Below are 23,181 nucleotides of genomic sequence, written 5' to 3'. Positions count from 1 at the left end.
GGGGAGTGAGTGCAGCGAAGCGGAGCCCCGCAGTCGCGAACGGAAGGTGGTACTGGTGACTCCCCGGGAGGCCGTGGCGGCGGTGGTGGACCCGGAGATCCGGGTCATCACCATCGACGAGCTGGGCATCCTCCGGTCGGTGGACGAGGACCCGGCCACCGGCCGGGTGGTCGTCACCATCACCCCCACCTACACCGGCTGCCCGGCGATGGACGTGATCCGCGCCGACATCCGCCGGGCGCTGGCCGCTGCCGGCCACTCCGACGCCGAGATCCGCACGGTGCACTCCCCGGCGTGGAGCACGGACTGGATCTCGGAGCGCGGCCGGGCCAAGCTAGCCGCCGCAGGGATCGCCCCGCCCGCGCCGACCCGGGCGGGGAACGTCGTGCCGCTGACCCTCGCCGTCCGCTGTCCGCGCTGCGGATCTCCGGACACCGAACAGGTCAGCCGCTTCGGATCCACCGCGTGCAAGGCGCTGTGGCGCTGCCGCTCCTGCTCCGAACCCTTCGACCATGTGAAGGCGCTGTGACTGTCACCATCACCCGACCGGTCCGTCGCCGGCCGGCCTTCCACCCGCTGCCGGTCTCCGCCGTCGATCGGCTCACCGACGACGCCGTGGCGATCACCTTCGCCGTACCCGAGGAGCTGCGGGAGGCCTTCGCGTTCTCCGCCGGCCAGCACCTGACCGTGCGCCGTCCCGCCGGAGGCGGGCTCACCGGCTCCGCCGGTGCCGGCGGGGAGGACGTGCGGCGGTCGTACTCGATCTGCTCGACTCCCCAGGAGCTGGCGCGGCACGGACGGCTGCGGATCGGGGTACGGGAGATCCCCGGCGGCGCCTTCTCCGCGTACGCCTGCGGCGCGCTGCGCGACGGCGACACCGTCGAGGTGCTGCCCCCGCTCGGGAACTTCACCACGGCGTTCGCGCCGGACCGGGTCCGGCACTACGGCGCGGTGGTCGCCGGCTCCGGGATCACGCCGGTGCTCTCGCTGGTCGCGACCGCGCTGGCCGTCGAGCCGGCCAGCACCTTCACCCTGGTGTACGGCAATCGCACCGCGAACTCGGTCATGTTCGCCGAGGAGCTGGCCGACCTGAAGGACCGGTATCCGACCCGGTTGCACCTGGTGCACGTGCTCTCCCGGGAGCAGGGCGAGTCGCCGCTGCTGTCGGGGCGGATCGACGCCGAGCGGCTGACCCGGCTGCTGGACACCGTCGTACCCGGCGACGCCATCGAGGAATGGTTCCTCTGCGGCCCGTACGGGATGGTGGTGGACGCCAAGGCGGTGCTCACCGGCCGGGGCCTGCCGGAGTCGGCGGTGCACACCGAGCTGTTCCACGTCGACGCGCCGCCGGAGCCGGTCCGCCGCCCCGACGACGAGCCGGGCGCCGGAGCCGAGGTGACGATTCTGCTCGACGGACGCTCGTCCACCTTCACGATGGGGCGCGACGAGCGGGTGCTGGACGCCGCGCTGAAGGTCCGCGGCGAGCTGCCGTACGCGTGCAAGGGCGGGGTCTGCTCGACCTGCAAGGCGAAGGTGGTCTCCGGCGAGGTGACCATGGCCCGCAACTACGCCCTGGAGCCCGACGAGGTGGCGGCCGGTTACGTCCTCACCTGCCAGTCCAGCCCGCTGACGGACCGGCTCACGGTCGACTACGACGCCTGACAGTGCCGGCCGGTGATGGGCCCGGAGCGGAATGACTTCAGTCCGCCTACGGACTTGATGTCGCAAACGATTCACCGCCGGGGTGGTGGCCCGCACCGCGCGGCTGTCACCGCCCGAGCGGTCCGGTGGCGAAACTGATCCGCGTGGTGGGGCGCTCGTCACCGAGGTGGAGCGGCGTATCGGCCTCAGGACGGGCGACGTAGGCTCGGGGCGTGACGGTGAGCCGGGAGATCGACGACATCCTGCAGCGCGGCGCGGACGGCGGGCGGATCACGCCCGAGGAGGCCCTGCTGCTCTACACCGAGGCGCCCTTCCACGCGTTGGGCGAGGCGGCGGACGCGGTGCGTCGCCGGCGCTACCCGGACAACATCGTCACGTACCTGATCGACCGCAACATCAACTACACGAACGTCTGCGTGACGGCGTGCAAGTTCTGTGCCTTCTACCGTGCCCCGAAGCACAAGGAGGGGTGGACCCACCCCACCGAGGAGATCCTGCGTCGCTGCGGCGAGGCGGTCGAGCTGGGCGCCACCCAGGTCATGCTCCAGGGCGGCCACCACCCGGACTACGGCGTGGAGTACTACGAGGAGCTGTTCTCCGCGGTCAAGCAGGCGTATCCGCAGCTCGCCATCCACTCGATCGGCCCGAGCGAGATCCTGCACATGGCCAAGGTCTCGGGCGTCAGCCTGGACGAGGCCATCGCCCGGATCAAGAGGGCCGGGCTGGACTCGATCGCCGGCGCCGGCGCCGAGATGCTGCCGGACCGGCCGCGCCAGGCGATCGCCCCGCTGAAGGAATCCGGGGCGCGCTGGCTGGAGGTCATGGAGCTGGCGCACCGGCAGGGCCTCGAGTCGACCGCGACCATGATGATGGGCACGGGCGAGACGAACGCCGAGCGGATCGAGCACCTGCGGATGATCCGTGACGTGCAGGACCGCACCGGTGGCTTCCGGGCGTTCATCCCGTGGACGTACCAGCCGGAGAACAACCATCTCAAGGGCCGTACCCAGGCGACCACCATGGAATACCTGCGACTGATCGCGGTGGCCCGGCTCTTCTTCGAGACGGTGCCGCACCTGCAGGCGTCCTGGCTGACCACCGGCAAGGACGCCGGCCAGCTCGCCCTGCACATGGGCGTGGACGACCTCGGCTCGATCATGCTGGAGGAGAACGTCATCTCCTCGGCCGGCGCCCGGCACCGGTCCAACCTGCACGAGCTGATCGGCATGATCCGCACCGCCGACCGGATCCCCGCACAGCGGGACACCCTCTACCAGCGGCTCGCGGTGCACTGGACGTCCGCCGACGACCCGAACGACGACCGGGTGGTCTCGCACTTCTCCTCGATCGCCCTGCCCGGTGGCGGTGTCGGGAAGTCGCTGCCGCTCGTCGACGTCAACTGAACTCGATTTGTCTCTCCCCCCGGGCCACGTCCGTCGTTCTCGGGGGTGGCCGCCCGGCTCGGCGGTCGGGTCGGCCGAACGGCCATTGCCGGCTCATCGAGAGGGTTGCATCTCCGTGCCCGTTCGACTGATCAGTCGGGCCGCCCTTCGTAACAAGATCTATCAATTCGGGCAATCCTTAGGTGACTCTTAGATGTGCGGGTCATGAAGCTTCGGTGTGTGGGCTGGCGCGGGTGATCGTGGGCCGCTAACGTGCCCGCTTGTCCCCGTTACCTTCCTCAATCCCGCGGGGGGATTACTTCAATGATCTTCCGTAACCGGCCGCTGGTGCGGCTCGGCGCCGCCGCGCTGCTCGCCTCTGGGGCGATCACCGCCTTCGGTGCGCCCGCCCACGCCGCCGGCACCGAAACCGACCTCGCCATCGACGTGGTGGGCACCCGGGTCGCCGACGGCGCCGCCGGCAAGCTGGCGTTCGCCAAGGTGACCAACAAGGGCAAGAACACCCCGTCCGAACTGGGCGTCCGGATCGACGTCTCCAAGCTCGACTTCGCCAAGGTCGCCGTGGTTCCCTTCGCAGAGGAGTGCGACGTGGAGCCCGGCAGCCAGGGCCCGGCCTTGGTCACCTGCTGGGCCGAGAAGGAAGCACTTCCGGGCCCGGGCGAGACCATCGACCTCCCGGTCGTCCTGGTGAAGCTGGTCGAGTCCCTGGACAAGGCGTACAGCGCCCCGGTGAAGTTCACGATCATCTCCAAGGACGACACCAACAAGGACAACAACACCAAGTCCGTCGACGTCGAGTTCTCCAAGGAGAGCGGCGCGGACCTCACCGTCCTGGCCGACGACGTGAAGAACGCCGTCAAGGTCAAGAACGGCAAGATCGAGGTCACCGGTGACCTGCACGCGGGCGACACCGCGCAGCTCATCTACGAGGTGGTGAACCAGGGCGACATGCCCACCGCCGGCCTCAAGGTGACGGTCAAGCTCCCCAAGGGCGTGACCTTCACCGAGACCGAGGACGAGTGCGAGTACGCCGCGGACAACCGTTCGCTCGTCTGCACCTACCCCGAGCTTCCGTTCATCCCCCTGACCCAGTTCGACGGCAAGGGTGACGACGTCCCCGGCGGCGAGTTCTACCACCTGCTCTCGGTGGGCGCGGACGTCAAGGCGGGCGCCCTGAAGGGTGGCACCGTCTCGGTCGAGCCGATCCTGCCGGCCAAGGGCCTCACCGCGCAGTCGAAGGTGATCAAGCGCCTGCCGAAGAACATGACTCCGCTGCAGAAGTCGGACCTCGCCGACCTCGACCCGAGCGACAACACCGACGGCTTCGCTGTCGTGGTGGCCGCCAAGGGTGGCGGCGGCGGTGGTGTGGGCGGCGGCGACGACGAGGGTGGCCTGCCGGTGACCGGTGCCAAGGCCGGCCTGATCGGCGGCATCGGCGCGGCCGTGCTGCTCGCGGGCGGCGCGATGTTCCTGGTCGCCCGTCGGCGTCGGGTGGTCCTGGTGACCCCGGGCGACGAGAAGCCGACCGCCTGACGGTCGTCCCTCATCGGCCCGCGAGGGTCGTTCACATAACGCACGGCAAGAGGGGCGGGATGGTTCACCATCCCGCCCCTCGGCGTACCCAGGGGATCGACGATCGACAGCCGGCTGGCAGAGTGGCGGGGTGAGCCCGGGCCACACCCTGGCCGTCCGGGGGAGTTCTCGGGTGGACGTTCAGCGGGTATCGGCTGGGGAACGGCGTGGGGGGCGGTGCGGTACGGCGTGGACGGCTATGGTCCGGTGCGCCCTGTCCGCCACGTCACACGGGGAGCGTCCATGAACCCGCGCCGTTCATCGCCGGCCCGACTCGGTGCCGCCGCCCTGCTGGCGGCTGCCGGCCTCGTCCTCCCGGCCACGCCCGCGCACGCCGGGGAGCCGGTCGTCGACCTGGCGGTCGAGGTCGTCGGCACCCGGCTCGCCGAGGGCACGACCGACAAGATCGCGGTGGTGAAGGTCAGAAATCACGGTACCTTCACCCCCGACCTCATCGCGATCGACTTCGACGCCCGGGACTTCGACTACCGCAAGGTGCGGATCGACCCGCTGCTGGAGGAGTGCGACGTCGAGGGCGACGAGAAGAACGACCGGTGGAACTGCGGCCTGCGCGGAGAGCAGATCCCCGGCCCGGGTGAGACGGTCGAGCTGCCGCTGCTGGTCTTCAAGACCACCGACCAGCTGACCGAGCCGTACCACGCCACACTGCGCGTCTCCGTCACCCCGTGGAACGACCACAAGCCACTGATCGACGCCAACCCGGCGGACAACCAGGATGAGTACGAGGTGGTGCTGACCACCGAGAACGGCGCCGACCTGACGGTGGTGGCGCCGGACATCAATCGGGAGATCACTATCGAGCACGCCCGGAAGGGCGACCTGTCGGGCGCTCCGCTGAACCCGGGCGACAAGACGGTGGCCGTCGTGTACCTCGAGAACCAGGGCGACCGGGTGGTCAGCCAGATCACCGTGCGGATGACGGTGCCGAAGGGCGTGACCTTCAACAGCCTGCGGACCGAGGAGTGCGGGTTCACCGATGACAAGCGCACCTTCCACTGCCCGGTGGACGTCGTCCTGGTGCCGCACGATCCGGTCGCCGTCATCCTCCCGGTGACGGTCTCGGCGGGAGTCAAGGCCCCGGCGACCCTGCCCGGCGGCACGGTGTCGATCTCGGCGGACTTCGTGGGAGATCCTCCCGCCGAGGGGGAGCACAGCAGCCTGCCGTGGTTCCTGGGTGTGGCATCCAGCAGTCCGGCCACCCTCTCGGACATCGACGAGAGCGACAACTCCGACGACTTCGCGTTCGTCGTGACCCCGGCCGCCGTCGGAGATGGTGACGGTGGCGGGAACGGTGGTGGCGGGAACGGTGGTGTCGACGGCGGCCTGCCGGTGACCGGTCCGCAGGTCGGTCTTTTCGCTGGTGCCGGCGCGGTCGTGCTGGCCGCAGGAGCCGTGCTGTTCCTGGCCGCGCGGCGGCGTCGGGTCGTCGTGGTCACCCCTGGGGACGAGAAGCAGACCGGCTGAGCTGGTCTTCCATCGGCCCATGCGGGCCGTCCACATTACGCACGGCAGCCGGGGCGGGATGGTCACCATTCCGCCCCGCCTGGGTCCACCGGTATACCCGGGGGGTGCCGGTCGATGGCCGGCTGGCAGAGTGGAGTGGTGAGCCGTACCCCGCAGGGCCAGCGCGCCAGCCTGGACAAGCAGCCGCACGAGGTCGCCGCGATGTTCGACGGCGTGGCGGCCCGTTACGACCTGACCAACACCGTCCTCTCCTTCGGGCAGGACCGGTTCTGGCGGCGGGCCACCCGGGAGGCGCTCGGACTGCGTCCCGGCGAGCGGGTGCTGGACGTGGGCGCGGGCACCGGCGTCTCGACCGAGGAACTGGCCCACTCCGGGGCGTACGCGGTGGGTGCCGACCTGTCGCTGGGCATGCTGTACGCCGGCAAGCGCACCCGTCCGCAGGTGCCGTTGCTGGCCGGCGACGCCCTGCGGCTGCCCTTCGCCGACGCCAGCTTCGACGCGGTCACCATCTCCTTCGCCCTGCGTAACGTGAACGACACCGATGCGGCGCTGCGCGAGCTGGCCCGGGTGACGAGGCCGGGCGGCCGGCTGGTGGTGTGCGAGTTCAGCACCCCGGTCAACCCCGCCTTCCGTACGGTCTACCTGTCGTACCTGATGCGGTCGTTGCCGACGGTGGCGCGGACGGTCTCCAGCAACCCCGACGCGTACGTCTACCTCGCCGAGTCGATCCGGGCCTGGCCGGACCAGGCGGCGCTCGCCGGGCGGGTCGGCGCGGCGGGTTGGGGTGGGGTGGCCTGGCGTAACCTCACCGGGGGCATCGTCGCGCTGCACCGGGCGGTCCGGGCCTGACGGTCGGATCCGACCCGGACGAAGCGGGCGGCGCGGGCTGCTGCGGGAGTAAACCACCCGATTCCGTTGAATATCCGTTTTCGTTCTATTTGGCCCCGTAGGCTTGCCCCATGAGGGGATCAGAGCAGGCGACCACGGACGACGACGCCGCGGAACTCATCGCGCAGCTCGAGGAGTTGGCCGGCGCGGATCCCGCGGATGTGCGCCAGGTGGTGGCCGAGGTGCTGGCCGCGCTCGACCGGGCGGCCGGCGGCGCGCTGCGCGAGCACCTGCCGGAGACGATCCGCCTCGACGCCGGCCTCGGATCTGCCGCACCGGCCCGTCCGTGACGCTCAAATGGACCTCTACCGGCCCGTTTCCGCGAAGTTAGGTACCCCTCACCGCCTACCGGTGTAACCCCGGCCATAGACTCCAACCCGATCGGCTTGTGAAGCATTTCACGAGCATTCGGGAGGAGGCGCAGATGACCGCGGTGGAGAACGACGCCGACGTGATCGTCGTGGGCGCCGGCCCCGGCGGATCGGCAACCGCGTACCACCTGGCGCGGCACGGCGTACGCGTGCTGCTGCTGGAGAAGACCGAGTTTCCCCGCGAGAAGGTCTGCGGCGACGGGCTCACCCCCCGGGCCGTACGGCAGCTGATCCGGATGGGCGTGGACACCTCGCCCCAGGCCGGCTGGCTGCACAACAAGGGCCTCCGGGTGATCGGTGGCGGGATACGCCTGGAACTGGACTGGCCCGACCTGGCCAGCTTCCCCAACTACGGCCTGGTCCGGACCCGGCTCGACTTCGACGACCTGCTCGCCCAGCAGGCCGTCGCCGCCGGGGCGAAGCTGCGGACCAGCGTGAACGTGACCGATCCGGTGCTCGACGCCGACGACCGGGTGATCGGCGTAGTGGCCGAGGTGGGCCCGGACAAGGAGCCGGCCACCTTCCACGCCCCGCTGGTGGTCGCCGCGGACGGCGTCTCCGGCCGCTTCCCGCTCGCCCTCGGGCTGGCCAAGCGGGAGGACCGGCCGATCGGCGTCGCGGTCCGCCGCTACTACCGCTCGCCCGCCAAGCACGACGACAACTACCTCGAGTCGTGGCTGGAGCTGCGGGCCAAGGGCAGCAACGCACTGCTTCCCGGCTACGGCTGGATCTTCGGCCTCGGCGACGGCCGGGTTAACGTCGGCCTGGGCGTGCTCAACTCCTCCGCCGCCTTCGGCAAGACCAACTACCGGCGGCTGCTCACCGACTGGCTGGCCAACACCCCCGAGGACTGGGGGATGACCGACGAGGCGAACGCGGAGGGGCCGATCCTCGGCGCCGCGCTGCCGATGGGCTTCAACCGGGTCCCGCACTACACCCGCGGGGTGCTGCTGGTCGGCGACTCCGGCGGCATGGTCAACCCGTTCAACGGCGAGGGCATCGCGTACGCGATGGAGTCCGGCGAGCTGGCCGCCGAGGTGGCGGTGCAGGCGCTCGCCCGACCCGCCGGCGCCGAGCGGGAGCGGGCGCTACAGGCGTACCCGCAGGAGCTGAAGGCCCGTTTCGGGGGTTACTACCGGCTTGGCGGGATCTTCGTGAAGCTGATCGGCCGCCCGGAGATCATGCGGCTGGCCACCAAGCACGGCATGCCGCACCCGATGCTGATGCGCTTCGTGCTCAAGCTGCTGGCCAACCTGACCGACCCCCGGGGCGGGGACGCGATGGACCGGATCATCAATGCGATGACGAGGGCGGCACCAGCCGTGTAGACCCCCGGTTCCAAGGGGCCGCAGCCCCACGGAACGGACCGAGAAGGACCCCGCCGGCCGAGGTCATGAGGGACGTGAATAGTGTGATTTTCGCTAGCCACCGAGGTCAGGGAAGGACGAGTAGGAGATAACGATGACGCTCTCTCCTTACGCACCCATCATCGGGCTGTTCGCCCTCGCCGCGGGGTTCGCGCTGTTCTCCGTGGCGGGCGCCCGACTCGCCGGCCCCCGGCGTCTGAACAAGGCCAAGCTCGAGGCGTACGAGTGCGGCATCGAGCCGAGCCCGCAGCCGGTCGGCGGTGGCCGGTTCCCGATCAAGTTCTACCTGACGGCGATGCTCTTCATCGTCTTCGACATCGAGATCATCTTCCTCTACCCCTGGGCGGTCTCCTTCGACGCCCTGCCGATCTTCGGCTTCGTGGAGATGGTCCTGTTCATCGTCGCGGTCTTCGTCGCCTACGCCTACGTCTGGCGGCGCGGCGGCCTGGACTGGGACTGAGGGAGGTACGGCAGATGGGTATCGAGGAGAAGCTTCCCTCCGGCGTCCTGCTCACCACCGTCGAGAAGCTGGTCAACTGGTCGCGGAAGTCGTCCGTCTGGGGGGCCACCTTCGGCCTGGCCTGCTGCGCCATCGAGATGATGGCGGCCGGTGGCCCGCACTACGACATGGGCCGCTGGGGCATGGAGGTCTTCCGGGCCTCGCCCCGGCAGGCGGACCTGATGATCGTGGCCGGCCGGGTGAGCCAGAAGATGGCCCCGGTCCTGCGGCAGATCTACGACCAGATGGCCGAGCCCCGCTGGGTGCTCTCGATGGGTGTCTGCGCCAGCAGCGGTGGCATGTTCAACAACTACGCCATCGTGCAGGGCGTCGACCACGTCGTCCCGGTCGACATGTACCTCCCGGGTTGCCCGCCCCGGCCCGAGATGCTCATCGACGCGGTCCTCAAGCTCCGCGAGAAGATCATGTACGAGCCGCTGGGCCCGAACGGCCGCAAGATGCTCGAGGCCCGCAAGGAGCGCGGTGACGTGCCCGTGGTCCCGTACGGCTCGATGCCGTCGTCGTACCGCAACGACAAGGCCCGGCGAGCCGAGTGGACCAGGGCGGTCCGCGAGGGGCGCGAGGAGCAGCTGCGGATCGAGAACTGGATGAAGGCCCAGAACCACCTCCACCCGCACGGGGGCCCGAAGTGAGCGCAACTGACGACAGGACCAACAACGGGGGCGTGCCGGTACCGGTCACCCCGGCCGGGGCCACCAGCGGCGCCCCGGCCGAGCACCCGCCGGCCAGCCCCGCCGGCCGCGGCATGTTCGGCGCGCACGGCAGCGGCGACGTCTCCGGCTTCGGCGGCCTGGTCCGCCCGCGCCAGCCGATCGAGGAGAGCCCGCGGCCGTACGGCGGCTACTTCGACGAGGTCCGGGACGCGCTGGAGGAGGCGTACCCCGAGTTCGGCGACGCGATCGAGAAGGTCGTGGTCGACCGGGGCGAGCTGACCCTGCACGTCCGCCCCGAGCGGATCGCCGAGGTCTGCCAGGTGATGCGCGACGACCTGGCGCTGCGCTTCGAGCTCTGCTCCTCGGTGTCCGGCGTGGACTACCTGGGCGCGGACGAGCGCCGGCTGCACGTCGTCTACCAGCTCACCTCGATGACCTACCGGCGCCGGGTCCGGCTGGAGGCCGCGGTCTCCGTCGAGGATCCGCACCTGCCGAGCGTCACCAGCGTCTACCCGACCGCCGACTGGCAGGAGCGGGAGACGTACGACATGTTCGGCATCGTCTTCGACGGCCACCCCAACCTGACCCGGATCCTCATGCCGGACGACTGGGAGGGGCACCCGCAGCGCAAGGACTACCCCCTCGGCGGCGTGCCCGTCGAGTACAAGGGCGCGGAGATCCCGCCGCCGGACCGTCGGAGGTCGTACCAGTGAGCGCGAGGAGTGCAGCGGAGCGGAGCCTCGCAGTCGCGAACGGAGGGCTGGCACTGTGACGACGTCGAACTATGCGACCGAGCGCGAGACCACCGAGGGCAAGGTCTTCACCGTCACCGGTGGGGACTGGGACACGGTCGTCTCCGGGACCGATCCGATCAACGATGAGCGGATCGTCGTCAACATGGGCCCGCAGCACCCGTCCACGCACGGCGTGCTCCGGCTGATCCTGGAGCTGGAGGGCGAGACGGTCCGCGAGGTCCGCTCGGTCGTCGGCTACCTGCACACCGGCATCGAGAAGAACCTCGAATACCGCAACTGGGTCCAGGGCTCGACCTTCGTGACCCGGATGGACTACCTCGCCCCGCTGTTCAACGAGACGGCGTACGCGCTGGCGGTGGAGAAGCTGCTCGGCATCACCGACGACGTCACCGAGCGGGCCAACACCATCCGCGTGCTGATGATGGAGCTCAACCGGATCTCCTCGCACCTGGTCTGGCTGGCCACCACCGGCATGGAGCTCGGCGCGATCTCGATCATGCTGTACGGCTTCCGCGAGCGGGAGTACATCCTCGACATCTTCGAGACCATCACCGGCCTGCGCATGAACCACGCGTACGTGCGGCCGGGCGGGGTGGCGCAGGACGTGCCGGACGACGCGATCGTCAAGATCCGGAACTTCCTCACGATGATGCCGAAGAAGCTCAAGGAGTACGAGGACCTCCTCTCCGGCCAGCCGATCTGGACCGAGCGCACCAAGAACGTGGCGGTGCTCGACGTGACCGGCTGCATCGCGCTCGGCGTCACCGGTCCGGTGCTCCGCTCCGCCGGTCTCGCCTGGGACCTGCGCAAGACCATGCCGTACTGCGGCTACGAGACGTACGAGTTCGACGTCCCGACCCACCCCGACGGCGACGTCTGGGGCCGCTACCAGGTCCGGCTGGCCGAGATCCGGGAGTCGCTCAAGCTGGTCGAGCAGGCGGTGGACCGGCTCGGCAAGCGCGGCCCGGTGATGGTGTCCGACAAGAAGATCGCCTGGCCGGCGCAGCTCGCCATCGGCGTCGACGGCATGGGCAACTCGCTGGAGCACGTCGCCAAGATCATGGGTCAGTCGATGGAGTCGCTGATCCACCACTTCAAGCTCGTCACCGAGGGCTTCCGGGTCCCGCCGGGCCAGGTGTACGTCGGCATCGAGGCGCCGCGCGGCGAGTTGGGCGTGCACGCGATCTCCGACGGCGGCACCCGACCGTACCGGGTGCACTACCGGGAGCCGAGCTTCGTAAACCTTCAGGCGCTCCCGGCCATCTCCGAGGGCGGCCTGATCGCCGACGTGATCGCCGGTGGCGCCTCGCTGGACCCCGTCATGGGGGGTTGTGACCGGTGAGCGCGAGGAGTGAGCTTGCGAGCCCCGCAGTCACGAACGGAGGGCGGCTCTGATGACCGTTTTCACTGAAGAGACCCGGGCCCGGGCGCGGGAGATCATCGCCCGGTACCCGGCGGACCGGTCCCGTTCGGCGCTGCTGCCGCTGCTGCACCTGGTGCAGTCCGAGGAGGGCTACGTCTCCCCGGCCGGTGTCGAGTTCTGCGCCGAGGTGCTCGGCCTGAACAAGGCCCAGGTCGGCGCGGTGGCCACCTTCTACACCATGTACAAGCGCAAGCCGACCGGCGACTACCTGGTCAGCGTCTGCACCAACACGATGTGCAACGTGCTGGGCGGCCAGGAGGTCTACGACGCCCTGTCCGAGCACCTGGGCGTCGGGCACGACGAGACCACCGAGGACGGCAAGATCACCCTGGAGCACGCCGAGTGCCTGGCGGCGTGCGACTACGGCCCGGTGATGACGGTCAACTACGACTTCTTCGACAAGGTCGACCCGCAGGCCGCGCTCGGCGTGGTCGAGGAGCTGCGGGCCGGCAGCCGGCCGATGCCGACCCGGGGCGCGCGGCTCTGCACGCTGAAGGAGATGGCCGTGCAGCTCGCCGGCTTCGCCGACGACCGGGAGGGTGCCGTGGCCGACGGCGGGCCGGGCGAGCCGAGCCTGCGTGGCCTGCGGCTGGCCGAGCAGCACGGCATCTCGGTGCCGGGGTTCGACCCGAACACCCCGATCCGCAGCAAGGAAGCGGAGGCTCAGAAGTGACGACGCCTCGACCTGAGACGCTGGCCAAGCTCACGCCGGTGCTGACCAAGCGCTGGCTGTCGCCGGACGCCTGGCGGATCGGCACCTACGAGAAGCTGGACGGCTACGCCGCCCTGCGCAAGGCGCTCAAGGCGCACCCGGACGACCTGATCCAGCTGATCAAGGACTCCGGGCTGCGTGGGCGCGGCGGAGCCGGCTTCCCGACCGGCCTCAAGTGGGGCTTCATCCCGCAGGGCGACGGCAAGCCGCACTACCTGGTGGTGAACGCGGACGAGGGCGAGCCGGGCACCTGCAAGGACCTGCCGCTGATGACCCACGACCCGCACTCGCTGGTCGAGGGCGTGATCGTCGCGTCGTACGCGATCCGGGCCAACCGTGCGTACATCTACATCCGCGGTGAGGCGGTGCACGCCGCCCGCCGGCTGCGCAACGCCGTGCAGGAGGCGTACGCCAAGGGCTACCTGGGCCGCGACATCCTCGGCAGCGGGTTCGACCTGGAACTGGTGGTGCACTCCGGCGCCGGGGCGTACATCTGCGGCGAGGAGACCGCGCTGCTGGACTCGCTGGAGGGCTTCCGGGGCCAGCCCCGGCTGCGCCCGCCGTTCCCGGCGACCCACGGTCTGTACGCCAGCCCGACCGTGGTCAACAACGTCGGCACCATCGCCAGCGTGCCGTACATCGTGCTGGGTGGCGGCGACTGGTGGAAGACCATGGGTACGGAGAAGTCCTCCGGCCCGATGATCTACTCGCTCTCCGGCCGGATCGCCAACCCCGGCCAGTACGAGTGCTCGATGGGGATCACCCTGCGCGAGCTGATCGAACTGGCCGGCGGGATGCAGCCCGGGCACAACCTGAAGTTCTGGACCCCGGGCGGCTCGTCCACCCCGCTGCTCACCGCCGAGCACCTGGACGTGCCGCTGGACTTCGAGGGGGTGGCGGCGGCCGGCTCGATCCTGGGCACCACGGCCACGCAGATCTTCTCCGACCAGGACTGCCCGGTGTATGCGACCTACCGGTGGCTGGAGTTCTACCACCACGAGTCGTGCGGCAAGTGCACCCCGTGCCGCGAGGGCAACTACTGGATGGTCCGGGTCTACCGGCGGATCCTCGCCGGCCAGGGCACCCACGAGGACCTGGACACCCTGCTCGACACCTGCGACAACATCCTCGGCCGCTCGTTCTGCGGTCTGGGTGACGGTGCGACCAGCTCGGTGACCTCGTCGCTGAAGTACTTCAAGCAGGACTACCTCGACTACATCGAGGGACGTACGGCACCGAAGCTGTCGGACAAGCAGCTGGTGGGAGCGCACTGATGACCGACGTAGCCAAGCAGACCGAGACCGTCACCCTCACCATCGACGGCGTACAGGTCACCGCGCCCAAGGGGGCGCTGCTGATCCGGGTCGCCGAGCAGCTGGGCACCGAGATTCCGCGCTTCTGTGACCACCCGCTGCTGGCCCCGGCCGGCGCCTGCCGGCAGTGCCTGGTGGAGGTGGAGGGCCAGCGCAAGCCGGTCGCCTCATGCACCCAGACAGTCGCCGACGGCATGGTGGTCCGCACGCAGCTCACCTCGCCGGTCGCCAAGAAGGCCCAGGAGGGGGTGATGGAGCTGCTGCTCCTCAACCACCCCCTGGACTGCCCGATGTGTGACAAGGGCGGCGAGTGCCCGCTGCAGAACCAGGCGATGTCCACCGGCCGCGCGGATTCCCGCTTCCACGAGCACAAGCGGGAGTACCCGAAGCCGCTGCCGATCAGCACCCAGGTGCTGCTCGACCGCGAGCGCTGCGTGCTCTGCCAGCGCTGCACCCGGTTCTCCGAGGAGATCGCCGGCGACAAGTTCATCGACCTGATGAACCGGTCGTCCGCCGAGGAGATCAACATCTACCGGGACGAGGCGTATGGAGCAGAGGTCGACGCGGGCAGTGCTGATGGCACCGGCGCAGGCGCCGGTGATGTGCCGTTCAACTCGTACTTCTCCGGGAACACCGTGCAGATCTGCCCGGTGGGCGCGCTGACCGGCGCGCAGTACCGGTTCCGGGCCCGCCCGTTCGACCTGGTCTCCACCCCGAGCGTCTGCGAGCACTGCTCGGCCGGCTGCGCCCAGCGCACCGACTGGCGGCGCGGCAAGGTGCTGCGCCGGCTGGCCGGCGACGACCCGGCGGTGAACGAGGAGTGGAACTGCGACAAGGGCCGCTGGGGCTTCCAGTACGCCCGCGCGTTCGACCGGCTCACCACCCCGCTCGTCCGCGACGAGAAGACCGGTGAGCTGCGCGAGGCGTCCTGGAGCGAGGCGCTGACCCGGGCCGCCGAGGGGCTGCGTGGCGCCCGCGAGGGCGGTGCGGGCACGGCGGTGCTGACCGGCGGCCGGCTGACCGTCGAGGACGCCTACGCGTACGCGAAGTTCGCCCGGGTCGCGCTGCACACCAACGACATCGACTTCCGGGCCCGCCCGGTCTCCCGCGAGGAGGTCGACTTCCTGGCCAGCAGCGTCGCCGGGGTCACCGACGTGACCTACACGGACGTGGAGAACTCGCCCGCGGTGGTGCTGGTCGGCCTGGAGCCGGAGGAGGAGTGCCCGATCCTCTTCCTGCGGCTGCGGAAGGCGTACCTGAAGAACAAGCTCACCGTGTACGCGATCGCGCCGTTCGCCACCCGGGGCCTGGAGAAGCTCGGGGCCAAGCTGGCCCGGGTGGTGCCGGGCGAGGAGGCCAGCGTGCTGGCCGAACACGCCACGGTGACCGAGGCGCTGAGCCGGCCGGGGGCGATCCTGATCGTCGGCGAACGGCTGGGCGCGGTGCCCGGTGGGCTCTCCGCCGCGGCGGACGTCGCCCGGCGTACCGGCGCGAAGCTGGCCTGGGTGCCGCGGCGCGCGGGTGACCGCGGCGCGGTCGACGCGGGCTGCGTGCCCAACCTGCTCCCCGGTGGCCGCCCGGTCATCGAGCCGGCCGCCCGCGCCGAGCTGGGCGAGGCGTGGGACATCGCGGCCGGGGTGATCCCGAGCCAGGCCGGCCGGGACACCGATGGCATCCTCACCGCGGCGGCCAACGGTCAACTCGGCGCCCTCGTGGTGGCCGGGGTGGACCCGGCCGACCTGGCCGACCCGCGCCTGGCCGAGCGGGCCCTGGACGCGGTGCCGTTCCTGGTCAGCCTGGAGCTGCGGATGAGCGCGGTGGCCCGCCGGGCGGACGTGGTGTTCCCGGTCGCCCCGGTGGTCGAGAAGGCCGGCAGCTTCCTGGACTGGGAGGGCCGGCTGCGCACCTTCGAGAAGGTGCTGGACACCGCCGCGATGAGCGACGGCCGGGTGCTCGACGCGCTGGCCGCGCAGCTCGACGTCCGGCTCGGCACCGGCGACGTGACGAGCATCCGCCGGGAGCTGGGGGCGCTGCCACCGACCCGGGTGGACCGCCCGGCCCCGCCGATGGTCGAGCCGGCCGCCGTCCAACAGCCTGGGGCGGGCGAGGCCGTGCTGGCCACCTGGCACCAGCTGATCGACCTGGGCACCCTCACCGACGGCGACGAGCACCTCGCCGGCACCGCCCGCCCGCCGGTGATCCGGCTGGGCAAGGGCACCGCCGAGGCGATCGGCGTGGCCGACGGCGACCCGGTGACCGTGGGCACCGACCGCGGCGCGGTCACCCTGCCGGCGGCGATCACCGAGATGCCGGACGGTGTGGTCTGGCTGCCGACCAACTCACCCGGCTCGACCGTCCGGCGCAGCCTCGGCGCGACGGCCGGCGAGGTCGTACAGGTCTCCGCCGGCGCGGCCGGTCGCCCGGGTCCGCTCCTCAACGCAGGGGGTGTTCAATGAGCCCGGTCATCCTGGCCGCGAATGATCCGACGCTGGCCGACTTCGGCAAGGACCCGTGGTGGCTGGTCCTCGGGAAGATCGTCTTCGCCTTCGTCTTCGGCCTGCTCGCCACGCTGCTCGGCGTCTGGTTCGAGCGGCGGGTCGTCGGTTACATGCAGGTCCGGCCCGGGCCCAACCAGGTCGGCCCGTTCGGTCTGCTGCAGACGCTCGCCGACGGTCTGAAGATGGCCTTCAAGGAGGACATCCTTCCGAGGGCCGCCGACAAGGTCGTCTACTTCTTCGCCCCGACCATCTCGGTGATCTGCGCGGTCACCGCGCTGTCGGTGGTGCCGTTCGGCCCGAAGGTCAGCATCTTCGGCCACTGGACGCCGCTGCAGGTCACCGACGTGCCGGTGGCGGTGCTGGTGCTGCTGGCCTGTTCCTCGATGGGCATCTACGGCATCGTGCTCGGCGGTTGGGCCTCCGGCTCGACCTACCCGCTGCTCGGCGGTCTCCGGTCCACCGCCCAGATGATCTCGTACGAGGTCGCGATGGGGCTGAGCATCGTGGCGGTGTTCATGACCGCCGGCACGATGTCCACCAGCGGGATCGTCGCCGCCCAGGGGAACGCCACCCAGCTGACCATCGCCGGCCAGGCGGTCCCGGCGCCGGGCTGGTACGCCATCCTCCTGCTGCCGAGCTTCATCATCTTCTTCATCGCCACCGTCGGCGAGACCAACCGGGCGCCGTTCGATCTGCCCGAGGCGGAGTCGGAGCTGGTCGCGGGCTTCATGACCGAGTACAGCTCGCTGAAGTTCGCCCTCTTCATGCTCTCCGAGTACGTCTCGATGGTGACCATGTCCGCGGTCACCACCGCGCTCTTCCTCGGTGGCTGGCGGGCCCCCTGGCCGATCACCCTCTGGGCGGGCGCCAACTCGGGTTGGTGGCCGATGCTCTGGTTCTTCGGCAAGGTGATCCTCCTGGTCTTCGTCTTCGTCTGGCTGCGGGGCACCCTGCCCCGGCTCCGGTACGACCAGTTCATGCGCTTCGGCTGGAAGGTCCTGCTGCCGATCAACCTGGTCTGGATCCTGGTGCTGAGCGGGCTGCGCTCGATCGAGGGCTGGCAGACCAAGGACCGGCTGTTCGCGACCGGCATCGGCGCGGGCGTGCTGCTGCTGGCCACGCTCTTCTGGCCGAGCAAGAAGAAGGAGCCGAAGCCGACGCTCCAGGAGCAGGTCAACAGCCGTCCGCACGGCAGCTTCCCGCTGCCCCCGATGGATCTTCAGGTACCACCGAGCCCGCGCACCATGCGCGTGGTCGCCGAGCGGGAGCCGGCCAACGTCCCCGCCGGCTCGGACTCGAGGGAGGTGTGACGTGGGCGCGATCACCGGAACGTTCAAGGGCTTCGGGGTCACCTTCTCGCACATGTTCAGGAAGGTCGTCACCACCGACTACCCGTTCAAGCCGCCGGTTTCGGCGCCGCGCTACCACGGCCGGCACATCCTCAACCGGCACCCGGACGGCCTGGAGAAGTGCATCGGCTGCGAGCTGTGCGCCTGGGCCTGCCCGGCGGACGCGATCTACGTGGAGGGTGGCGACAACACCGAGGAGCAGCGCTTCTCCCCGGGTGAGCGGTACGCCAGCGTCTACCAGATCAACTACGCCCGGTGCATCTTCTGCGGTCTCTGCATCGAGGCCTGCCCGACCCGTTCGCTCACCATGAGCAACGAGTACGAGCTGGCCCGGGACAGCCGGCAGGACCTGATCTTCACGAAGGAGCAGCTGCTCGCGCCGCTGCTGCCGGGCATGGAGCAGCCGCCGCACCCGATGCGGCTGGGCGACAGCGAGAAGGACTACTACGTCGGCGGGTTGACCAACCCGGGCACCTCAGCCGGCGCCGAGCGCTCGCCGATGAGCCCGGCTGCGGCTGGCAAGGGAGACACGGCATGACCACGCAGATGGTGCTCGCCGAGGCGGCCTCGGTCTCCACCGGCGAGGCGGTGACCTTCTGGATTCTCGCCCCGCTGGCGCTGATCGGCGCGATCGGCATGGTGTGGGCCCGCAACGCGGTGCACTCGGCGCTCTGGCTGGTGCTGACCATGCTCTGCCTGGGCGTGTTCTACGTCCTGCAGGCCGGGCCGTTCATCGGCATGGTGCAGATCATCGTCTACACCGGCGCGATCATGATGCTCTTCCTGTTCGTGCTGATGCTGGTCGGCCGGGACTCGTCGGACTCGCTGATCGAGACCCTGCGTGGGCAGCGGGTCGCCGCCGTGGTGCTCGGCCTCGGCTTCGCCGGCCTGGTGGGCAGCGGCCTCTCCCGGGCCATGGTGGGCGTCCAGGCGGTCGGCCTGGACAAGGCCAACGCCGACGGCAACGTCCAAGGCATCGCCCGGCTGCTCTTCACCAAGTACGTCTTCGCCTTCGAGCTGACCTCCGCGCTGCTGATCACGGCGGCGGTCGGCGCGATGGTGCTTGCGCACGTGGAGCGGCGCAAGGAGGACCGGATGGACCAGGTCGCCACCATGAAGGCCCGGTTCCGCCCCGGCAACTACCCCGGCCCGAAGCCCGGCCCGGGTGTCTTCGCCACCTCTTCCTCGGTGGCCACCCCGGCCCGGCTGCCCGACGGCCGGCTGACCGAGCGCAGCATCCCCGAGATCATGCCGGTCCGGGAGCTGACCGCGGAGGAGACCTCTCTGAAGGGGACGGAAAAATGACCCCGGACTACTACCTGATCCTCGCGGCGGTGCTGTTCACCATCGGCGCCGTCGGCGTGCTGGTCCGGCGTAACGCGATCGTGCTGTTCATGTGCGTCGAGCTGATGCTCAACGCGGCCAACCTGACGCTGGTCACCTTCAGCCGGATCAACGGCGACCTGAACGGCCAGATCATGGCGTTCTTCGTGATGGTGGTGGCGGCGGCCGAGGTCGTGGTCGGGCTCGCGATCATCATGTCGATCTTCCGGACTCGGCGCTCGGCGAGCGTCGACGACGCCAACCTGCTGAAGTACTGAGGGGTCCACCCGTGGAAGAGATTCTGACGTTCGCGGCAGCCGAGCCGACCGGCGTCGCTTTCGCTCCGGCGAGTGGGTTCCTCGGCAGCGTCTGGCTGCTGGTGGCGATCCCGCTGGTCAGCGCGGCGATCCTGCTGCTGCTCGGCCGGCGGGCGGACCGCTGGGGCCACTGGCTGGGGGTGGGCGCGATCGGCGCCGCCTTCGTGCTCGGCCTGACCTACTTCCTCCAGCTCCGCGGCTTGGAGAACAAGCAGGTCCAGCTGAGCCTCTGGCAGTTCATCACGGTCGGCGACCTCAAGGTGGACTTCGGTCTGCTCTTCGACCCGCTGGCCGCGGTCTTCGTCCTGCTGATCACCGGGGTGGGCTTCCTGATCCACCTCTACGCGGTCGAGTACATGGCGCACGACGAGGGCCGGCGACGGTTCTTCGGGTACTTCAACCTGTTCGTCGCCGCGATGCTGCTGCTGGTGCTCGGCAACAACTACGTGATGCTCTACTTCGGCTGGGAGGGCGTCGGTCTGGCGTCGTACCTGCTGATCTCCTTCTGGTACGGCCGGCCGAGCGCGGCCACCGCCGGCAAGAAGGCGTTCCTGATGAACCGGGTTGGCGACGCCGGCCTGGCCATCGGCATCTTCGTCATGTTCGGCACCCTGGGCACCACCCAGTACGACCAGGTCTTCAACGGGGTCGGCTCGCTGGCCGCGCCCACGGTGCTGGTGCTCGGCGTGCTGCTGCTCCTCGGCGCGACCGGCAAGTCCGGCCAGTTCCCGCTCCAGGCGTGGCTGCCGGACGCGATGGAGGGCCCGACCCCGGTGTCCGCGCTCATCCACGCGGCCACCATGGTCACCGCGGGCGTCTACCTGATCGCCCGGTCCAACCCGATCTTCTCGGCCAACGCCACGCTCCAGCTCGTGGTGGTCAGCGTCGGTGCGGTCACCCTGCTGATGGGCTGTCTCATCGGCGCGGCCAAGGATGACATCAAGCGGGTGCTGGCCTGGTCCACGGTGAGCCAGATCGGCTACATGTTCGTCGGTGTCGGCCTGGGCGGCGCGGCGTACGCGCTGGCCATCGTGCACCTGCTGGCGCACGGTTTCTTCAAGGCCAACATGTTCCTCGGTGCCGGCTCGGTCATGCACGGCATGCACGACCAGGTGGACATCCGCCGCTTCGGCGCGCTGGCGAAGCACATGAAGGTCACCTGGTTGACCTTCATGATGGGCTGGCTGGCCATCATCGGCATCCCGCCGCTCTCCGGCTACTTCTCGAAGGAGCCGATCATCGCGGCCGCGTTCGAGCGGGAGGGCTGGACCGCCTGGCTCTTCGGCGGGGCGGCGCTGCTCGGCGCCGGCCTCACCGCCTTCTACATGACCCGGCTGTTCGTGCTCACCTTCCACGGCCCGGCCCGCTGGACCGAGGACATCGAGCATCCGCACGAGTCGCCGAAGCTGATGACCGTTCCGCTGATCCTGCTGGCGATCGGCTCGGTGGCCGCCGGTGCGCTGATGGCCACCACCGTGCCGGACTGGCTCACCGCCACCGCCGGCCTCGGCGGCGAGCACGCGGAGCACGACCCGGTCCTCGCGCACTGGCTGATCACCGCGCTGTCGATCCTGGTCACCCTGCTCGGCGCCGGGCTGGCCTGGGTGTTGTTCCGCGGCGGCACGGCCACCGAGCCGCAGCCGGCCGGGGTGCTGGTCACCGCCGCCCGCCGGAACCTCTACACGGACGCCTTCAACGAGGCGGTCTTCGAGAAGCCGGGCATCTTCCTCACCCGGGCGCTGGTCTTCCTCGACAACCGGGGCGTCGACGGGCTGGTCAACGGCCTGGCCGCCGCGGTGGGCGGGGGCTCGGGCCGGCTCCGGCGGCTGCAGACCGGTTTCGTGCGGTCGTACGCGACCTCGATCCTGGCCGGCGCGCTGCTCGTGGTGGCGGCGTTCCTGGCGGTGCAGGCGGGGTGGCTGGCGTGATCGACCTCAACGCGGCCGCCCCCGCCGGCGGGCCAAGCAGTCACGACGGAGGTAAGGCCGAATAATGTCCAACTTCCCGTTCCTCTCGGTGCTGACCGTGGCGCCGCTGGTCGGTGCCCTGGTCGTGGCTCTGCTGCCGCGGCGCCGGCCGGACCTGGCCAAACTGGTGGCGTTCGGCTGGTCGCTGCTGGTCCTGGTGCTGTCGATCGTCATGTGGATCGCCTTCCAGGCCGACGGTGACCGGTTCCAGTTCCGCGAGTCGTACGCGTGGATCCCGAACTGGGGGGTCAACTTCACCTTCGCGGCCGACGGCATCGCGTTGGTGATGCTGATGCTGATCGCGATCCTGGTGCCGCTGGTGATCCTGGCCTCCTGGCACGACGCCGAGTCGTCCAAGCGCTCGGTGCCGGTCTACTTCGCGCTGCTGCTCGTCCTCGAGTGCACGATGATCGGCGTCTTCGCCGCCGCCGACGTCTTCCTCTTCTACGTGTTCTTCGAGGTCATGCTGGTGCCGATGTACTTCCTCATCGGCAGCTACGGCGGCCACCAGCGGCAGTACGCGGCGGTCAAGTTCTTCCTGTACTCCCTGGTCGGCGGTCTGTTCATGCTGGCCGCGGTGATCGGCCTGTGGGTGGTCGGCGGGAAGACCTTCGACTGGCAGGCGCTCAGCCAGGCCGAGATCTCCACCAACACGGCCCGCTGGCTGTTCCTCGGCTTCTTCGTGGCGTTCGCGATCAAGGCCCCGTTCTTCCCGTTCCACACGTGGCTGCCGGACGCCGGTGGCGCGGCCCCGGCCGGCGCGGCGGCGCTGCTGGTCGGCGTGCTTGACAAGGTCGGCACCTTCGGGATCCTCCGGTACTGCCTGCCGCTCTTCCCCGAGGCGTCGAGGTGGTTCGCCCCGTGGGCGCTGGCCCTGGGCCTGATCGGCATCATCTACGCCGCGCTCCTGGCGGTCGGGCAGAACGACCTCAAGCGGCTGGTGTCGTACACCTCGATCGCGCACTTCGGCTTCATCGGGGTCGGCATCTTCGCCTTCACCACCCAGGCCGGCACCGGCGCGGTGCTCTACATGCTCAACCACGGCCTGGCCACCGGCCTGCTCTTCCTGGTGGTGGGCATGCTGATCGCCCGCCGCGGCTCGGCGCTGATCAGCGACTTCGGCGGCGCGGGCAAGCTGGTGCCGGTGCTGGCCGGGGTGTTCTTCTTCGCCGGTCTCGCGTCGCTGGCGCTGCCCGGCACCGCGCCGTTCATCTCCGAGTTCCTGGTGCTGATCGGCACGTTCACCACCAACAAGCCGGTCGCGGTGATCGCCACCCTCGGCATCATCCTGGCCGCGGCGTACGTGCTGTGGATGATCCAGCGCACCACCCAGGGCACCCTGAACCCGGCCCTGACCCAGGTGGAGGGCATGCGCCGTGACCTCAGCCTGCGCGAGAAGATCGTGGTCGCCCCGCTGATCGCGCTGATCGTGCTGCTCGGCTTCTATCCCAAGCCGGTCACCGATGTCATCAACCCCGCCGTCAAGGCGACCATGCAGGACGTCGGTCGGACCGACCCCGCCCCGACGGTCGGCAGCGTCCAGGAGGCCGCAAAGTGATGAGCGCGAGGAGTGAACGAGCGGCTGCGGGTGGGCCCCACCGCG

The 23,181-nt window shown here is 70.0% G+C and carries 20 protein-coding genes and 1 pseudogene; all 21 read left to right on the top strand.

What is annotated here, in order from left to right; genetic code table 11:
- Nucleotides 1–52: 52 nt before the first annotated feature.
- The 21 genes and pseudogenes from paaD (at nucleotide 53) to ACNAW0_RS12120 (ending at nucleotide 23,136) form a co-directional block, all read left to right on the top strand.
- Nucleotides 53–529 (top strand): 1,2-phenylacetyl-CoA epoxidase subunit PaaD, encoded by a 477-nt coding sequence (paaD, locus tag ACNAW0_RS12220; protein ID WP_416287945.1) that lies wholly within the window; start codon nucleotides 53–55, stop codon nucleotides 527–529.
- On the top strand, nucleotides 526–1,662 hold the full coding sequence (gene paaE / locus ACNAW0_RS12215) for a 1,2-phenylacetyl-CoA epoxidase subunit PaaE (RefSeq protein ID WP_416287914.1): 1,137 nt from the start codon (nucleotides 526–528) through the stop codon (nucleotides 1,660–1,662). The genes paaD and paaE overlap by 4 nt, the downstream gene beginning before the upstream one ends.
- A 212-nt stretch (nucleotides 1,663–1,874) precedes the next feature.
- Nucleotides 1,875–3,065 carry a cyclic dehypoxanthinyl futalosine synthase gene (mqnC, locus tag ACNAW0_RS12210; protein ID WP_416287913.1) on the top strand — a complete coding sequence of 397 codons (1,191 nt, stop codon included), beginning with the start codon at nucleotides 1,875–1,877 and terminating at the stop codon, nucleotides 3,063–3,065.
- Nucleotides 3,066–3,368: 303 nt separating this feature from the next.
- Entirely contained in the window at nucleotides 3,369–4,598 is a 1,230-nt protein-coding gene (locus tag ACNAW0_RS12205; RefSeq protein ID WP_416287912.1) for a cell wall anchor protein, read from the top strand.
- 282 nt (nucleotides 4,599–4,880) lie between these two features.
- A complete protein-coding gene (locus ACNAW0_RS12200; protein ID WP_416287911.1) occupies nucleotides 4,881–6,122 on the top strand; it encodes a hypothetical protein in 1,242 nt (413 codons plus the stop codon).
- Nucleotides 6,123–6,236: 114 nt separating this feature from the next.
- The gene (locus tag ACNAW0_RS12195; protein WP_416287910.1) at nucleotides 6,237–6,971 is read left to right on the top strand and encodes a demethylmenaquinone methyltransferase; all 735 of its coding nucleotides are present in this window, start codon (nucleotides 6,237–6,239) and stop codon (nucleotides 6,969–6,971) included.
- A gap of 110 nt (nucleotides 6,972–7,081) precedes the next feature.
- Nucleotides 7,082–7,300 (top strand): hypothetical protein, encoded by a 219-nt coding sequence (locus tag ACNAW0_RS12190; protein ID WP_416287909.1) that lies wholly within the window; start codon nucleotides 7,082–7,084, stop codon nucleotides 7,298–7,300.
- 134 nt (nucleotides 7,301–7,434) lie between these two features.
- A complete protein-coding gene (locus ACNAW0_RS12185) occupies nucleotides 7,435–8,709 on the top strand; it encodes a geranylgeranyl reductase family protein (RefSeq protein WP_416287908.1) in 1,275 nt (424 codons plus the stop codon).
- A gap of 133 nt (nucleotides 8,710–8,842) precedes the next feature.
- Complete coding sequence (locus tag ACNAW0_RS12180) at nucleotides 8,843–9,208, top strand: NADH-quinone oxidoreductase subunit A (protein ID WP_416287907.1); 366 nt, start codon at nucleotides 8,843–8,845, stop codon at nucleotides 9,206–9,208.
- A 14-nt stretch (nucleotides 9,209–9,222) separates the two neighbouring features.
- On the top strand, nucleotides 9,223–9,900 hold the full coding sequence (locus tag ACNAW0_RS12175) for a NuoB/complex I 20 kDa subunit family protein (RefSeq protein ID WP_089004430.1): 678 nt from the start codon (nucleotides 9,223–9,225) through the stop codon (nucleotides 9,898–9,900).
- Nucleotides 9,897–10,634: an NADH-quinone oxidoreductase subunit C gene (locus tag ACNAW0_RS12170; protein ID WP_416287906.1), complete on the top strand. Its 738-nt coding sequence runs from the start codon at nucleotides 9,897–9,899 to the stop codon at nucleotides 10,632–10,634. Before ACNAW0_RS12175 ends, ACNAW0_RS12170 begins: the two co-directional genes overlap by 4 nt.
- Nucleotides 10,635–10,689: 55 nt before the next feature.
- Nucleotides 10,690–12,018, top strand: a complete 1,329-nt coding sequence (locus ACNAW0_RS12165) for an NADH-quinone oxidoreductase subunit D (RefSeq protein ID WP_416287905.1) — start codon at nucleotides 10,690–10,692, stop codon at nucleotides 12,016–12,018.
- A 52-nt stretch (nucleotides 12,019–12,070) separates the two neighbouring features.
- Nucleotides 12,071–12,769 (top strand): annotated as a pseudogene (nuoE, locus tag ACNAW0_RS12160) (NADH-quinone oxidoreductase subunit NuoE); the annotation flags it as partial.
- A complete protein-coding gene (gene nuoF, locus ACNAW0_RS12155) occupies nucleotides 12,769–14,085 on the top strand; it encodes an NADH-quinone oxidoreductase subunit NuoF (RefSeq protein ID WP_416287904.1) in 1,317 nt (438 codons plus the stop codon). The pseudogene nuoE and the gene nuoF, both read left to right, overlap by 1 nt.
- A complete protein-coding gene (locus ACNAW0_RS12150; RefSeq protein ID WP_416287903.1) occupies nucleotides 14,085–16,580 on the top strand; it encodes an NADH-quinone oxidoreductase subunit G in 2,496 nt (831 codons plus the stop codon). Before nuoF ends, ACNAW0_RS12150 begins: the two co-directional genes overlap by 1 nt.
- Entirely contained in the window at nucleotides 16,577–17,932 is a 1,356-nt protein-coding gene (nuoH, locus tag ACNAW0_RS12145) for an NADH-quinone oxidoreductase subunit NuoH (RefSeq protein ID WP_416287902.1), read from the top strand. The genes ACNAW0_RS12150 and nuoH overlap by 4 nt, the downstream gene beginning before the upstream one ends.
- A 1-nt stretch (nucleotide 17,933) precedes the next feature.
- Nucleotides 17,934–18,509 (top strand): NADH-quinone oxidoreductase subunit NuoI, encoded by a 576-nt coding sequence (gene nuoI / locus ACNAW0_RS12140; protein WP_416287901.1) that lies wholly within the window; start codon nucleotides 17,934–17,936, stop codon nucleotides 18,507–18,509.
- Entirely contained in the window at nucleotides 18,506–19,276 is a 771-nt protein-coding gene (locus tag ACNAW0_RS12135) for an NADH-quinone oxidoreductase subunit J (RefSeq protein WP_416287900.1), read from the top strand. Before nuoI ends, ACNAW0_RS12135 begins: the two co-directional genes overlap by 4 nt.
- Nucleotides 19,273–19,572 carry an NADH-quinone oxidoreductase subunit NuoK gene (gene nuoK, locus ACNAW0_RS12130; RefSeq protein WP_088959269.1) on the top strand — a complete coding sequence of 100 codons (300 nt, stop codon included), beginning with the start codon at nucleotides 19,273–19,275 and terminating at the stop codon, nucleotides 19,570–19,572. Before ACNAW0_RS12135 ends, nuoK begins: the two co-directional genes overlap by 4 nt.
- Before the next feature lie 11 nt (nucleotides 19,573–19,583).
- Nucleotides 19,584–21,539, top strand: coding sequence for an NADH-quinone oxidoreductase subunit L (gene nuoL, locus ACNAW0_RS12125; protein ID WP_416287899.1), 1,956 nt, complete (start codon nucleotides 19,584–19,586; stop codon nucleotides 21,537–21,539).
- A 64-nt stretch (nucleotides 21,540–21,603) separates the two neighbouring features.
- Nucleotides 21,604–23,136, top strand: a complete 1,533-nt coding sequence (locus ACNAW0_RS12120) for an NADH-quinone oxidoreductase subunit M (RefSeq protein ID WP_416287898.1) — start codon at nucleotides 21,604–21,606, stop codon at nucleotides 23,134–23,136.
- Nucleotides 23,137–23,181: the final 45 nt, after the last annotated feature.

The organism is Micromonospora sp. SL1-18 (genome assembly GCF_047921505.1).
Lineage (GTDB): Bacteria > Actinomycetota > Actinomycetes > Mycobacteriales > Micromonosporaceae > Micromonospora.
This window is presented reverse-complemented; position numbering and strand designations above follow the sequence as displayed.